Annotated in this window: 15 protein-coding genes and 1 riboswitch; of the genes, 8 read left to right on the top strand and 7 right to left on the bottom strand. The window is 72.5% G+C overall.

Features of this window, described 5'->3' with window-relative positions; translation table 11 throughout:
* The first annotated feature begins 37 nt into the window (after positions 1–37).
* Positions 38–1291: an alpha/beta hydrolase gene (locus G3I78_RS26550; protein ID WP_164428875.1), complete on the top strand. Its 1254-nt coding sequence runs from the start codon at positions 38–40 to the stop codon at positions 1289–1291.
* Positions 1292–1349: 58 nt separating this feature from the next.
* On the opposite strand, the gene G3I78_RS26555 is transcribed toward G3I78_RS26550, so the two are convergent.
* The 7 genes from G3I78_RS26555 to G3I78_RS26585 form a co-directional block, all read right to left on the bottom strand.
* Complete coding sequence (locus tag G3I78_RS26555; protein WP_164428877.1) at positions 1350–1769, bottom strand: transglycosylase SLT domain-containing protein; 420 nt, start codon at positions 1767–1769, stop codon at positions 1350–1352.
* A gap of 292 nt (positions 1770–2061) precedes the next feature.
* Positions 2062–2874, bottom strand: coding sequence for an ECF transporter S component (locus G3I78_RS26560; RefSeq protein WP_164428879.1), 813 nt, complete (start codon positions 2872–2874; stop codon positions 2062–2064).
* A complete protein-coding gene (locus G3I78_RS26565; protein ID WP_164428881.1) occupies positions 2871–4661 on the bottom strand; it encodes an ABC transporter ATP-binding protein in 1791 nt (596 codons plus the stop codon). Before G3I78_RS26565 ends, G3I78_RS26560 begins: the two co-directional genes overlap by 4 nt.
* On the bottom strand, positions 4658–5794 hold the full coding sequence (locus G3I78_RS26570; RefSeq protein ID WP_164428883.1) for an energy-coupling factor transporter transmembrane component T: 1137 nt from the start codon (positions 5792–5794) through the stop codon (positions 4658–4660). The genes G3I78_RS26565 and G3I78_RS26570 overlap by 4 nt, the downstream gene beginning before the upstream one ends.
* On the bottom strand, positions 5781–6464 hold the full coding sequence (locus tag G3I78_RS26575; protein WP_343243855.1) for an SCO2322 family protein: 684 nt from the start codon (positions 6462–6464) through the stop codon (positions 5781–5783). Before G3I78_RS26575 ends, G3I78_RS26570 begins: the two co-directional genes overlap by 14 nt.
* A gap of 14 nt (positions 6465–6478) precedes the next feature.
* Complete coding sequence (locus tag G3I78_RS26580) at positions 6479–7693, bottom strand: prenyltransferase/squalene oxidase repeat-containing protein (protein WP_164428887.1); 1215 nt, start codon at positions 7691–7693, stop codon at positions 6479–6481.
* Between the two features lie 115 nt (positions 7694–7808).
* Positions 7809–7958, bottom strand: a riboswitch (cobalamin riboswitch).
* A 12-nt stretch (positions 7959–7970) separates the two neighbouring features.
* The gene (locus G3I78_RS26585) at positions 7971–8996 is read right to left on the bottom strand and encodes an MBL fold metallo-hydrolase (RefSeq protein ID WP_164428888.1); all 1026 of its coding nucleotides are present in this window, start codon (positions 8994–8996) and stop codon (positions 7971–7973) included.
* A gap of 168 nt (positions 8997–9164) precedes the next feature.
* Between G3I78_RS26585 and G3I78_RS26590 the strand changes: the two genes are divergently transcribed.
* The 7 genes from G3I78_RS26590 to G3I78_RS26620 all read left to right on the top strand — a co-directional run bounded on the left by G3I78_RS26590 (position 9165) and on the right by G3I78_RS26620 (position 14586).
* On the top strand, positions 9165–10622 hold the full coding sequence (locus tag G3I78_RS26590) for an aldehyde dehydrogenase (RefSeq protein ID WP_164428890.1): 1458 nt from the start codon (positions 9165–9167) through the stop codon (positions 10620–10622).
* Between the two features lie 4 nt (positions 10623–10626).
* A complete protein-coding gene (locus tag G3I78_RS26595; RefSeq protein ID WP_164428892.1) occupies positions 10627–10860 on the top strand; it encodes a ferredoxin in 234 nt (77 codons plus the stop codon).
* Between the two features lie 228 nt (positions 10861–11088).
* Entirely contained in the window at positions 11089–11295 is a 207-nt protein-coding gene (locus G3I78_RS26600) for a hypothetical protein (RefSeq protein ID WP_164428894.1), read from the top strand.
* Between the two features lie 10 nt (positions 11296–11305).
* Positions 11306–12214 (top strand): N-acetylmuramoyl-L-alanine amidase, encoded by a 909-nt coding sequence (locus G3I78_RS26605; RefSeq protein WP_164428896.1) that lies wholly within the window; start codon positions 11306–11308, stop codon positions 12212–12214.
* 86 nt (positions 12215–12300) lie between these two features.
* The gene (locus G3I78_RS26610; protein WP_164428898.1) at positions 12301–13128 is read left to right on the top strand and encodes a hypothetical protein; all 828 of its coding nucleotides are present in this window, start codon (positions 12301–12303) and stop codon (positions 13126–13128) included.
* A gap of 100 nt (positions 13129–13228) precedes the next feature.
* Positions 13229–14239: an LLM class F420-dependent oxidoreductase gene (locus G3I78_RS26615; protein WP_164428900.1), complete on the top strand. Its 1011-nt coding sequence runs from the start codon at positions 13229–13231 to the stop codon at positions 14237–14239.
* A 53-nt stretch (positions 14240–14292) separates the two neighbouring features.
* Positions 14293–14586: a hypothetical protein gene (locus tag G3I78_RS26620; RefSeq protein WP_057615136.1), complete on the top strand. Its 294-nt coding sequence runs from the start codon at positions 14293–14295 to the stop codon at positions 14584–14586.
* Positions 14587–14602: the final 16 nt, after the last annotated feature.

Here is a 14602-nt window from a genome sequence, read left to right on the forward strand (position 1 = left end):
ATGTCGGCACGACCCGCGCGTCCTTAGCGTCGAGGACATGAGTGATGAGACGCGCAAATCCCATGAGAAACGGGCGAGTTGGCGGACGCGCAGGGGGCTCGCCGGAGCGGCGGCCCTGGTGCTCGCCGGGCTGACCGCACTCGCCGTGACCCCGGTGGCCGCCGCTGAGCAGACCTGGCAGCCGCGACGCGGCGACCTGGTCTCCGTCACCCCGGTCGCCGACCGGAGCGCCGGGCAGGTCAGGTCGTTCCTGAGCGGGCGGGACGTCGCCGCGGACCCGGTGCGGTACGGCGTACGGGCGTACCGGCTGACGTACCGGACCGTCGACCTGTACGGCGGCCCCACCACCGCGACCGGCCTGCTGACGCTCCCCAAGGGCGGCGCCCACCGCCTCGACCTGGTCTCCGACACCCACGGCACGATGGTCGACCGCGACTACGCGCCCTCGGCGAGCGAGGACTTCGGGCGGATACCGTCGTATCTCCATGCGAGCGCGGGACGTGCCGTGGCCGCCCCCGACTACCTCGGCCTCGGCGAGGGCCCGGGGCTCCACCCCTATATGGACACCGCCTCGTCGGTGACCGCCTCGCTCGACATGCTGCGCGCGGCGCGGACGGCCGCGGACCGGCTCGGCCGCCCGCTCACCGGCGACCTGTACGCGACGGGCTTCTCACAGGGCGGCCAGGTCGCGATGGCGCTCGGCAAGGCGCTCGACGCGGGCGCCGACCGGCACTTCCGGCTGCGGGCCCTCGCGCCGGTCAGCGGCCCGTACGACCTGGTGGGCCAGGAGACGCCCGCGCTGTTCGACGGCCGGGTCAACGACGTCAGCGGGGTCCTCTACATCTCGTACTGGCTGGTCGCGCAGAACCGACTGCACCCGATCTACCAGGACCCGTCCGAGGTCTTCCGCGCGCCCTACGCGAGCCGGGTGGAGGGCCTCTTCGACGGCGGCCACGAGCAGGAGGACGTCATCAGGCAGCTCGCGCCCTCGGTGCGGCAACTGCTCACCCCCGCGTTCTACGACCGTCTGCGGCACCCGTCCGGAGCCGTGCTGGACGCGCTGCGCGCCGCCGACCGCACCTGCGCCTGGAAGCCGGACGTGCCGGTGCGGCTGTACGCCGGCGCGGGCGACACCGACGTGCCCCTCGGCAACACCCGCACCTGCGCCCGCACCCTCGCAGGTCAGGGGGCGAGGGTGCGGGTGGTCGATCAGGGAGCCGTGGACCACTTCGGTTCGCTGGTGGTGTCGGCCCCGCAGGTGGTGCGGTTCTTCGACGGCGTACGGCGGTGAGGTGCGTCGGCGTAGGGCGGTGATCGGTACCGCGTACGGCGGTGATTCGCGCGGCGGCTCAGTACCAGCCGTTGGCCTGCCAGAAGGCCCAGGCGCCGGTCGGGCTGCCGTAGCGGGAGTTCATGTAGTCGAGGCCCCACTCGATCTGGGTCGCGGCGCTGGTCTTCCAGTCGGAGCCGGCGGAGGCCATCTTGGAGCCCGGCAGGGCCTGGACCAGGCCGTAGGCGCCGGAGGAGGAGTTCGTGGCGTCGACGTCCCAGCCGCTCTCGTGCTCGACGATCTTGCTGAACGCGGCGTACTGGGCGGCGTTCGGGATCATCTTGTGCGCGATGGCCTTGGCGGAGGCGGACGAGGTGGTGGTGGCCGCCTGGGCCGGCGCCGCGGTCAGGACCAGGCCGGCGGTGGCGGCGGCCATCGCGACGGTGGTGATGGCCTTCTTGGGGGAGGAGATGCGGCGGGCGATGCGGGAGACGGACACGAGGAACCTTTTCGTCGGGGACAGTGCTGTCGCTCGCGGTCCCGGGGGACATGCGTCGGCGCCGAGGCCCGTGGGCTTGTCGGCGCCGTGCGACGTCGTCCAGAGAAACAGGCTCGCAGCGTGTCCGCAATGACCCCTTTTACTAGTTATGGTCGCATCTGGGGTTGGCCGGTGCCGTGTGACCTGGCTCTCAAAGTGCAGGTCAGGGTCATGATTGGCGTGGACATGGCGTCCGTTATGCACTACTAGGGTGACTAGTGGGTGATGTGGGTCATGTGGGGTGGTTCACCGGTCAACGAGGCTCGAATGTGACCGCGGTCTCGAAGGCCGCCCGCCGGGTCGCTCTGCGTAGCGCCCTGAGCACGACCGGGCCGAGGGTGAGGGTGAGGACGACCGTCACCAGGGCACGGCCCAGGTCCCAGCCCAGGGAGGTGGCGAGGCAGTACGCGACGAAGCGGGCCAGATTGGCGGGGACACCGGCGTCCGGGTCGAAGGCGATGTTCGAGGCGAGCGCGCCCATGAAGGGCCAGCCGGCCAGGTTCATCGCGGTGCCGTAGGCGAAGGCGGCGAGGAAGCCGTAGACCGCGAGGAGCCTGACCTCGGTACGGCCCCGCCCGTCCCCGGGGACCGGCAGCAGGCCCGCGCCCATCGTGAACCAGCCCATCGCCAGCATCTGGAACGGCATCCACGGGCCCACCCCACCGGTGAGCAGCGCCGACGCGAACATCGTGACGTTGCCGAGCACGAAGCCGAAGCCCGGGCCGAGGACCCGGCCGCTGAGCACCATCAGGAAGAACATCGGCTCGATCCCCGCGGTGCCCGCGCCGATGGGCCTGAGCGCGGCGCCGGTCGCGGCCAGCACGCCGAGCATCGCCACCGCCTTGGGGCCCAGGCCGGACTCCGCGATCGCCGCCGCGACCACCGCGACGAGCAGGACGAGGATGCCGGCGAAGAGCCAGGGGGCGTCCTGGGTGTGGGTGCCGACCTGGGAGGTGGGCGGGGCGAGGAAGGGCCAGCCGAACGCGACCACGCCCACGGCGCTGACGAGGGCCAGGGTGAGGAGGGAGCGGGGGCCCAGGCGTACGGCGTGGGTTGTTCCAGTCATGCGAGGGCCTGCTCGACCTGGGAGACCGTGAGCCACGGCTGGGGGGCGAGGATCTTGCTGACCTGCGGGGCGAAGGAGGGGGAGGAGGTGATGACCTCCGCCGCCGGGCCGTCCGCGATCACCTCTCCCTCGGCCAGGAGGATCACCCGGTGGGCCAGTTCCGCCGCGAGTTCCACGTCGTGGGTGGCCAGGACGATCGCGTGGCCCTTCGCCGCGAGACCCTGGAGGAGGTGGACCAGGCGGGCCTTCGCCGCGTAGTCCAGGCCCCGGGTCGGCTCGTCCAGCAGCAGGAGGGGCGGGCGGGCGGTCAGGACCACGGCCAGGGCGAGCGCCAGGCGCTGGCCCTCCGAGAGGTCCCGGGGGTGGGTGTCGTCGGTCACGCCCGGGAGCAGGTCGTCGACCAGGGCGCGGCAGGTGCCGGGCTCCGCGGTGGCGTCCTTGTCGGCGGCTCGGCATTCCGCGGCGACGGTGTCCGCGTAGAGGAGGTCGCGGGGTTCCTGGGGGACCAGGCCGACCCTCTTGACGAGGTGCTGGGGGGTGGTGCGGTGCGGGGGCGTGCCGCCTGTCTCGACCGTGCCGGTGGTGGGTTCGGTGAGGCCCACCAGGGTGTTGAGGAGGGTGGACTTTCCGGCGCCGTTGCGGCCCATGAGGGCGATGGTCTCGCCCGGGGTGATGGTGAGGGTGACGTGGTTGAGGGCCTGGATCCGGGCTCGGCGGACGGAGAGGGCGTCGGTCCGGGCGAGGTGGTCGGGGGTGGGTGCGGTGGGTTGCCGGCGGAAAGGCCGCCTGCGGCGGGCCTTTTGGCCGTTCCCACCCGCACCACCCGTTTCGCTTTCACGGTCGGGTGCGAGTGGCCCCTGTGGGGCGTGATCGCCGTCGGCGGCCGCGGGCAGTCCGTCGGGGGGTTCGGGTACCGGCAGGATCGGTGCTGTCGGTACCGCCGGTGCCGTCCGCGCCGTCGGTGGTGTCACCGCCGCCAGCCGTCCCCGGAGTTCCCCCGCCCTGCGCCTCGCGTCCCGGACCGTCAGGGGGAGCGGGGTCCAGGCGGCCAGGCGGCCCAGGGCGACCACCGGGGGGTACACCGGGGACACGGCCATCATCTCGGCCGGGGTGCCCAGCAGTGGGGGTGTGCCCGGGGCGGGGAGGAGGGCCACCTGGTCGGCGTACTGGATGACTCGTTCCAGGCGGTGCTCGGCCATGAGGATCGTCGTGCTGAGGTCGTGGACCAGGCGTTGGAGGACGGCCAGGACCTCCTCCGCCGCCGCGGGGTCCAGGGCCGAGGTGGGTTCGTCGAGGACCAGGGCGCGGGGGTGCGGGGTGAGGACCGAGCCGATCGCCACGCGCTGCTGCTGGCCGCCGGAGAGGGTGGCCAGCGGGCGGTCGCGCAGGGACGCCAGGCCCAGGAGGTCCAGGGTCTCCTCCACCCGGCGGCGCATCACCGTCGGGGAGAGGCCCAACGACTCCATGCCGTAGGCGAGTTCGTCCTCCACCGTGTCCGTCACGAAGTGCGACAGCGGGTCCTGGCCCACCGTGCCCACCACGTCGGCCAGTTCGCGCGGCTTGTGCGTGCGGGTGTCGCGGCCGGCCACCGTGACCCGGCCGCGCAGGGTGCCGCCGGTGAAGTGCGGGACCAACCCGCTGACCGCGCCCAGGATCGTGGACTTGCCGACCCCCGACGGGCCCACGAGCAGCACGAGTTCACCCTCGGGCACCTCGAAGTCGACGCCCCGGACGGTGGGTTCGGCCGCCCCGTCGTACGTCACGGAGACATCCTCGAAGCGGATCACGACGACTGCTCCTCGCGGAGGGAAGGGGCGGAACGGGCAGAGGGGACGGCGGGGGCCGGTGCCAGGAAGGCCGGCAGCAGGCCCAGGAGGATCGCCGCGCCGGGCCAGAGGGGGAGCGTGGGCGCGACCAGCGGGACCACACCGGGGTGCAGGGCCGCCGGATCGGCGGCGCCCGCGACGAACATCGCCGCCGCCACGGCCGCTCCGGAGACGGCGACCAGCACCGAACGCGGGGTCCAGCGGTCCGGACGGTACCGCGTACGCGGGGTACGGCGGCCGCCGAGACGCAGGCCCGCGAGCGCGGCGGCGAGTCCGGCCAGCAGGACGGGCATGCCGTACGTGCCGCCTTCGGCGGTGAGGAGGCCGTACGTTCCCGCGCAGACGCCGAGCAGGCCGCCGAGGGTGAGCGCGGTGGTCGTACGCCGGACCCGGTCCGGGACCTGTGCCGTACGGCCGTAGCCGCGGGCGTCCATCGAGGCGGCGAGGGCCACCGATCGCTCCAACGCCCCCTCCAGGACCGGGAGTCCGACCTGGAACAGGCCTCTGACGCCGGAGTCGGGGCGGCCCCGCAGACGGCGGGCCGCGCGCAGGCGCTGGACGTCGGCGATCAGGTGGGGCGCGAAGGTGAGCGCCACGACCACGGCCACGCCGAGTTCGTAGAGGGCGCCGGGCAGGGACTTGAGGAGACGGTGGGGGTTGGCCAGGGCGTTCGCCGCGCCCACGCAGATGAGGAGCGTGGCCAGCTTCAGGCCGTCGTAGAGCGCGAAGACGAGCGATTCGGCGGTCACCCTGCCGCCGAGGCGGATGCCCTGGGCCCAGTCGGGGAGCGGGAGTTCGGGGAGGGTGACGACGGTGTGGGTGCCGGGGACGGGGGAGCCGAGGGTGATCGCGAAGAGGAGGCGGATGAGGAGGACGGCGAGGGCGAGCCTGACGAAGGCGGAGTAGGAGCGGGACCAGGGGGTCGGGTGGCGGCAGGTCGCCACCACGTACGCGGAGACGGCGATGAGGAGGGCGAGCAGCAGGGGGTTGGTGGTGCGGGTGGCCGCGGTGCCGAGGGACAGGGACCAGAGCCACCAGGCGCCGGGGTGCAAGGGGGTGCCCGCCGGCCCACTCGGAGTGCTACGACTGCGCATTTCGGCGCCGTCGCGTCTGCCACACCGCTGCCGCGCCCAGCGCCGCGACGGCCGCCACGCCCGCGAACAGGCCCACGGACGGGCCTCCGCCGTCCGAACCGCTGTCCGAGCCGCCGTCCTTGGCGCCGGGCTGCTGCGAACCCGTCTCCTCCGAACCGGCCTCCTTCGAACCCGTCCCCTTCCCCGCCACCTGCTCCCCGCACCCCGTCTCCGGGTAGCCCGCGATGGCGCACAGCAGGGCGTTCGTGTCGTAGCGGAGGGGCTTCGCGACCATCGCCAGGGCTTCCGCCGTGGTGGCGTCGCCGGGGACCGACGCGCACGCGGTGCGCACGGGCGGCGGTCGCTCGCCGGACGGCGCGTCCGAGGCGGTGCCGAAGTCGAGGACCAGGGCCACGCGCTTGCGGTTCGCCTTCGACGGCGTGCTCCCGCAGATCTTCGCGAACGACGCCTCGCCGCGCGGCTTCGTCGCGTCCCCCGAGTCCTCGCTCACCGCGAAGCGGAAGCCCTGGACGTCACCGTCGGAGGGGACCGCGGTGGACGGGCCCTGCGTGGCGTACGTCCAGGCCGTGCCCGTGCGGTCCCAGAAGGACCAGTAGCGGTACCCGGTGGCCTGGGCGGCAGGGGCCGTGAGGATCAGCAGGGCGCCGGTCAGGAGGGACAGGAACGTCACCGCTCGGCGGGGCGTCACGGCTGCCGCTTCTTCTTGTTCCGGGCGCTGATGAGGAAACCGATGCCCGCACCGGCGGCGAGACCCGCGCCGACTGTCCACCACACGGAGGTGCCGGAGCCGTCGGAGTCGTCGTCCTCGGACGCCTTGGCCGCCTCGGACGCCTTGGCCGGTGCCGGGCCCGACGCGGTCAGCCGCTTCACCAGGTCCGTGCCGCCGAAGTCGCTCGGGTCGGCGCCGCCCGCGTCGGCGGCGAGGATCAGTTGGGCGTACGCCGCGGGACCGCCCTGCGCGGCCCACTTCGCGGAGTTCCGCTCCAGCCAGTCCAGGGGCCCGCGCGCGGCCTCGGTGCCGCCCTGCACGGCGAGCGCCACGACCGCGTCGGCCGTGTTGCCGTAGTCGGGCTGGTTCTCGGAGCCGGGGAGCGTGGAGATCAGGTGGCCGTTCTCGGCGACCGCCTTCGCCAGGTAGGAGGCTCCGTTGGCCGCGGCCCGCGCCGGGGTGAGGTCCGGCGCGTCGGCGCACGTGCTCTGCCCCCGGTCGCCGGCCCGCGCCGTCAGGGAGCCCATCCCGGACGCGGCGACGACCGCTGCCGCCGTCGCGTCCGCGTTGGCCGTGAGCTTGCCCTGCTTGTCGGGCTGGTAGGCGAACGCGCCCCCGTCGGCGCACGGCAGGGAGAGCTTCAGCAGGGCGTCGTAGGGCGACTTTCCGCCGGTGCGGATCTTCGGCACGGGGGTGTCCTGGGTGACGAGCGCGCCGATCACGACGGACGTCGAGTTGGCGTCGCTGGCCCCGCCGGGCGCGTAGCCCCAGCCGCCGTCCTTGTTCTGGACGGACCTGAGCCAGGCCACCGCCTTGGTGACCGCGCCGCCGTGTCCGCCGGCCGCGGCCAGGGCGTGGACGGCGACGGCCGTGCTGTTGGTGTCGACCATGACCTTGGCGTCGCAGGCCTTGGCGGGGGCCGCCCGGAACGCCGCGAACGCCCCGCTCGCGCACTGCTGGCCGGCCAGCCAGTCGACGGCCGCGGCGGGCGGCCGCACGTCCACCCGGTGCTGGGCGATCAGGGCGAGGGACTGCCGCCACACCCCGTCGTACGTGGGGTCGCCGCTGCCGTACAGCGCGGAGGGCAGGGATGGCGACGGGGAGGGGGACGGTGAGGCGGCGACGGCGGGCGCGGCCGTGCCGATCACGACGGTGGCGGCCAGGACCGCGGCGCTGCGGCGGACGTACATGATCGGCGGTTGCCCTTCTCCCTGCGGAGAGCCGGGCAGCACGGGAGGACCCCCGGGCGGCTCGGCTCCGTATACCTCGACGGTGCCGCGCACCGGCCGGTCGCCGATGCACGTGAGCCGGTCACGAACCGTACGGGGCAGTCCGGCTCACCGCCTCTTGGGCGGTTTACGGTTGCGGGTCAGCGCCGGATTTGCACCGGCTTCCCCCTGTACGGGTGTGATACGACCTGGCCACTCTACTCGCCCGTACGGAACCGGCTGTGAGCCGCCCGTGCGCTCAGACCGCCACGTACGTCACCGGGTCGCTGCCCGGTACCGCCTCCGCGCGGCCCAGCTTCACCAGGCGGCGCAGGTGGGCCTCGGCCTCCGAGACCGCGATGTTCCTGGAGCCGTAGGGGATCTGCTCCCAGGGGCGGTTCCACTCCATGCGCTCGGCGAGCTGCCAGGGGGTGAGGGGCTCGGCGAGGAGGGAGCGCAGGTCGGTGAGGCGCTCCTCGTGGTGGTCGAGCAGCTCCCGCACCCGGGCGGGCGCGTCGGTGAAGACGTACTGGTGGGCGGGGAGGACCTCGGCGGGGGCGAGGCGGCCGACGCGCTCCAGGGAGTCGAGGTAGTCGCCGAGCGGGTCGGTGACGGTGGCGTCCTCGGGGTCCTCGTACAGGCCGATGTGCGGGGTGATCTCGGGGAGCAGGTGGTCGCCGGAGAACAGGCGTCCGTGGCCCGGGAGTCGGGCGGGGTGCTCCTCCTCCAGATGCAGGCAGACATGGCCGGGGGTGTGGCCCGGGGTCCAGATCGCGCGGAGCCTGCGGCCGGGGAGGTCGAGGAGTTCGCCGGGGACGATCTCGCGGTCGGGCAACGCGGGGGAGAAGCCCGGGAGTTCACGGCGGCGCGCGGTGCGCAGCGGGGCCACGTGCTCCTCGGGGGCGCCCGCGGCCACCAACTTGGCCGTCATATAGGTGAACCAGCGCTCGGCCCGGGTCTCGCGGGTGCGCCGTACGATCGCGGAGTCCGCCGCGTGCATCGCGATCCAGGCGCCGGACGCCTCGCGCACCTGCCCGCAGAGGCCGTGGTGGTCGGGGTGGTGGTGGGTGACGACGACCCCGTGGATCTCGCTGACGTCGGTGCCGCACGCGGTCAGTCCCTCGGCGAGGGTGTCCCAGGAGGCCGGGTCGTCCCAGCCGGTGTCGACCAGCACCGGACCCCGGTCGGTCTCGACGACGTACACCAGCGTGTGGCCGAGGGGGTTGTCGGGGATCGGCACCTGAACGGACCGGACACCGCCGCCGTGGTCGTACACCTGCGCCATGAGCTCCCCAATCCCCGCGTCCCGGCCACTATAACTAGAACGGGTTTCGACGGTAGCCCGAGGTCACCAACAGCCGTGGTGTGCGGCCCGTGGACTCCTCCGAGTGGAACTGGTATCAGTTCCGTATCTGATGGATCGTCAGTAAGCCGCCCCAGGGAGGCAGTCGCCATGGCCGAGCTCGTGGAACACGGACAGCTGTTCATCGGCGGGGAGTTGACCGACCCCCTGGGCAAGGACGTCATCGAGGTGATCTCCCCGCACACCCAGGAGGTCATCGGACGGGTCCCGTACGCCTCCCGGGCGGACGTGGACGCGGCCGTCGCCGCCGCGCGCACCGCCTTCGACGAAGGCCCCTGGCCGCGCATGTCGTTGGACGAGCGCATCGAGGTCGTCACCAGGATCAAGGACGCCATCGCGATACGGCACGAGGAGATCGCCCGCGTGATCTCCTCCGAGAACGGCTCCCCGTACTCCTGGAGCGTCCTCGCCCAGGCCCTCGGCGCGATGATGGTCTGGGACACGGCGATCACGGTCGCACGCGACTTCACCTACGAGGAGCAGCGCGACGGAGTCCTCGGCCGCATCCTCGTGCGCCGTGAACCGGTGGGGGTCGTGGCGGCCGTAGTCCCCTGGAACGTCCCGCAGTTCGTGGCCGCCGCCAAGCTCGCGCCCGCGCTGCTGACCGGCTGCACGGTGGTGCTCAAGCCGTCGCCCGAGTCGCCGCTGGACGCGTACATCCTGGCCGAGATCACGAAGGAGGCCGGGCTGCCGGAGGGCGTCCTGTCCATCCTCCCGGCCGACCGCGAGGTCAGCGAGTACCTGGTCGGGCACCCGGGCATCGACAAGGTCTCCTTCACCGGCTCGGTGGGCGCGGGCAAGCGCGTGATGGAGGTCGCGGCACGCAATCTCACGCGCGTGACACTCGAGTTGGGCGGCAAGTCGGCCGCGGTCGTGCTGCCGGACGCGGACGTCGAGGCGGCCGTGGCCGGGATCGTCCCGTCGGCCTGGATGAACAACGGACAGGCCTGTGTGGCCCAGACCCGCATCCTGCTGCCCCGCTCCCGCTACGACGAGTTCGCCGAAGCCCTTGCGGCGGCGGCGAGTTCACTGGTCGTGGGCGACCCGCTGGACCCGGCGACCCAGGTGGGCCCGCTGGTCGCGGAACGCCAGCAGCGGCGCAACCTCGACTACATCAGGATCGGCCAGGAGGAGGGCGCGAAGATCCTCACGGGCGGTGGACGCCCCGCCGGTCTGGACCGCGGCTGGTACGTCGAGCCGACGCTCTTCGGGGACGTCGACAACTCCATGCGGATCGCGCGGGAGGAGATCTTCGGCCCGGTGATCTGCCTGCTGCCGTACGGCGACGAGTCCGAGGCGGTGAAGATCGCGAACGACTCCGACTACGGCCTCTCCGGCAGCGTGTGGACGGCCGACACGGCCCACGGCATCGAGATCGCGAAGCAGGTCCGCACCGGCACGTACTCGGTCAACACCTTCAGCCTCGACATGCTCGGCCCGTTCGGCGGCTACAAGAACTCGGGCCTGGGCAGGGAGTTCGGCCCGGAGGGCTACGGCGAGTACCTGGAGCACAAGATGATCCACCTCCCGGCCGGCTGGGAGGCCTGACCCGATGGGAGACCGCTGGCACATCGAGGTCGACCGCTCCCTCTGCATCGGCTCCGCCCAGTGCGTCCACACCGCCCCGGACGGCTTCCACCTCGACACGGCCCGCCAGTCCCACCCCGCGGACGCGGAGACCGACGCCAACGAGAAGGTCCTGGCGGCCGCGGAGAACTGTCCGGTCGAGGCCATCATGATCTCCCTGCTGGGGAGCGGGGAGCCGGTGTTTCCGCCGGAGGAGTAGGGGGAGCGGTCTTGGGCGGTGCCCGGCGGGGGACCAGGGTGTGGGAATGACGGACCATCGATCCTCCGCCGCACCAGCCGTAGTGCGGCTCCCTCAGTACACGAAGGCGGACCAGGAGCAGATCCTCGGCGACGGCGACGATCCCTTCGGCGTCACCTCGGCCGGTCTGACCTGGCTGCCGAAATCCGAACACTTCGGCATCTTCCGCGCAGGCCGGCTCGTGGCGCCGTGTCCATCGACCAGCCCGAGAGCGGGAAAATCGGCGAGCGCGCCCTTTCCCCCACGCACCGCGGCCGGCACTCATCGGCACCGGCAGGCTGTACGCGTCGGCAGGCGCACGGCATCGTCCTGGCCCGGCGCGCCGAGGAGGCCACCGGCCCGGCACGTCATCCCACCGGACCCACGGACCCGGTCGACGCCCTGGACGGCAGCTAGGGTGGCAGACGTGTCGTACGCAGGCCCCGACTTCGGTCCTCCCCAGCCCCGCCGCTCCCGGCGCCGCCCGCTGACCGTCGCCCTCGCCGTGCTCGTGCCGGGCGCGCTGCTCGGGTGGCTCGTCTACGAGGGGGTGGGCGGGGCGGCCGACGGCAGCGGGTCGCCGGCCGGCGCTCCCCCGGCCGTCTCGCCGAGCGCTCCCCCGACCGCCTCCTCGACCACCGCCGACGACAAGGAACCCGCCACCCCGCTCAAGGGCAAGGTCGTCGTCATCGACCCCGGTCACAACCTCACCAACTTCGAGCACACGGCCGAGATCAACCGCAAGGTGGACATCGGCACCAACCGCAAGGAATGCGACACGACCGGGACGTCCACCAACGCCGGTTACGCGGAGGCCGCGTTCACGCTGGACGTGGCCCACCGGCTGCGCGCGCTGCTGGAGAAGCAGGGCGCGACGGTGCGGTTGACGCAGGACGGCGACCGGCCCTACGGCCCCTGCGTGGACGAGCGGGCCCGGATCGGCAACAACGCGAAGGCCGACGCGGTGGTGTCGATCCACGCGGACGGGGCGGGTGCGGGCCAGCGCGGCTACCACGTCATCCTCCCGGGCCGCGTCCACAAGGGCATCGCCGACACCCGCCGCATCGTCGCCCCCTCCGCCACGCTCGGCAGGCTCGTCGCGACCGACTTCGGCCGCGCGACGGACACCGAACCCTCCAACTACATCGGCGACGGCACCGGACTCGTCACCCGCACGGACCTCGGCGGCCTCAATCTGTCAACGGTCCCCAAGGTGTTCATCGAGTGCGGCAACATGCGCGACAGCAAGGACGCCGCCCAACTCACGAGCGGCGCCTGGCGGCAGAAGGCCGCGCAAGGAATCTCTGAGGGAATCGTGAGTTTCCTGCGCGGGTGACGATCAGCGTTCTGATCCCGTCGTACGCTCCGCAAGGGCGGACGATAGGGTCTACCGACGACGAGACGACCTACGAAGGATCTGAAGTGAATATCCGCTCCCTCACTCGAGGTGACGGCGTGCTGATCGGGGCAGCGGTTTTGCTGTTGATCGCGTCGTTCCTCGACTTCTACTCGGTCGACGGGGCCTCCGACGACGCCGATCTCCCCAGCGCCTGGGCGAGCGGTCCGTTCGTGATGGGGGTCATCCTCGCGGGCCTGATCGGCACCGCCCTCGTCGTCGTGTCGCGCGGCATGCCGCAGCTGCCCAAGCCGGCCGGGCTCGACCTCGGTCAGGTGGGCACCGCGTTCACGATGTTCGCCGCCTGGAGCGCGCTCGGGAACATCTTCGACCCGCTGAGCGCCGCCGACTACGGCTCGAGCTCGGACACCATCAGCGCGGGCATCGGCCTGATCCTCTCCTTCGTCGCGACGCTCCTCATGGCCGGCGCCGCGGTGGCCACCCCCCTCGTGCCGGCGCTCCAGGCAGGTCTGGTGCCGGCTCCCAAGCCGCCCCAGCCGCAGCCCTACGGCGCCCAGCCGCCCACCGGTTACGGCTACCCCGGTGCCCAGCAGCAGCCGGGTCAGCCCGGGCAGCCGGGGCAGCCGTACGGTGGACAGCCGCAGCCCGGGCAGCCGTTCGGGGCGCAGCCGCAGGCACCGCAGCCGCCCGCGGCGGAGTTCTCTCCGTTCTGGTTCGCCGTGCCGGTGCCGCGGCCGCTGTTCGCGGAGGACGGTTCGCCGACGCCGATCGCCGAACTCGCGCCGGGCACCTGGTACTTGGCCGTCGAGCAGCGCGGTCCGGGTCTGGTCGCCCAGACGCAGGACGGGCGCCGCGGGGTGCTCCAGGACACGAGCGGCATCCAGCGCGGCTGAGCGCCTTCGAGGTCGTACGACGGCCCCTCGCCCTTCCGGGTGAGGGGCCGTTGCCGTACATTCGCGAACCCCGGTGGCTGACACACCGTCAGGAGGCGTCGTGCGACTCGGTCTTGCGCTCGGTTACTGGGGCCGTGGCCCCTCCCCCGACCATGTGCCGCTGGCCCAGGAGGCCGAGCGGCTCGGCTATCACTCGGTGTGGACGGCCGAGTCGTGGGGCTCGGACGTGTTCACGCCGCTCACCTGGATCGCGGCGCGGACGTCGACGATCAGGCTGGGTACGGCGGTTGCGCAGATGGCCGCCCGATCACCGACCACCACCGCCATGCACGCGCTGACCCTGGACCATCTCTCCGGCGGCCGGGTCATGCTCGGCCTCGGGCTGTCCGGGCCGCAGGTCGTGGAGGGCTGGTACGGCCGTCCGTTCCCCAAGTCCCCGCTGACCGCGACCCGGGAGTACGTCGAGGTCGTACGGCAGGTGCTCAGGAGGGAGGGGCCGGTCGCGCTGGACGGCCGTTTCCACTCCCACCCCTACCGGGGCGCGGACGGCACCGGGCTCGGCAAGGCGCTCAAGCCGATCACACACCCGCTCCGTGCCGAACTGCCGATCCTCCTCGGCGCCGAGGGGCCGAAGAACATCGCCCAGACGACCCGGATCGCCGACGGCTGGCTGCCGTTGTACTGGTCGCCGAACCGGCCCGAGGTCTACGAGGCCTCGCTCGCCGACGCCCCCGAAGGCTTCCTGGTCGCACCCATGGCGCAGGTGCGGGTGTGCGACGACGTCGCCGAAGGGCTGCTGCCCGTCAAGACGATGCTGGGCTTCTACATCGGCGGAATGGGCCACGCGGCCCGCAACTTCCACGCCGATCTGATGGCCCGCATGGGCTACGAGGAGGAGGCCCGCCGTATCCAGCGGCTCTTCCTCGAAGGCCGCCGCGAGGAGGCCGTGCTCGCCGTTCCCGACGCCTTCGCCGACGAGATCTCGCTGGTCGGCCCGCGTGAACGGATCGCCGAGCGGCTCGAGTCGTGGCGCAAGGGCCCGGTGACGGACCTGCTGGCGCTGGCGCCCGATCCGCACAGTCTGCGGGTGCTGGCGGAGCTCAACGCGTGACAGCGGGACGTGACGGCAGGTTTCGACGGGGAATTCGGGGCCATTCGAACACCATGTCCACTGAATCTCGCCGTGGTGCCAATTCCGCCGGGACGGTCATCGCGATCGTCGCCGACATCATGGCCCTCATCCTGGGCCTGTGGATCCTGATGTACCTGCTGGACGCCAACCGTGCGAACGACTTCGTGCAGTTCATCCACGACGCCGCCCGCTGGCTCGCCGGCTGGTCCTACGACCTCTTCACCTTCGACGAGGCCTGGGCCCGAGTGGTGGCGGGCTACGGTCTGGCAGCGGTGGTCTACCTGTTCGTCGGCCACGCCATCGCGAACCGGGCGCATCGTCATTGAGGAGTGCCACACCCGA

The organism is Streptomyces sp. SID13726, assembly GCF_010548375.1.
Classification (GTDB): Bacteria; Actinomycetota; Actinomycetes; order Streptomycetales; family Streptomycetaceae; genus Streptomyces.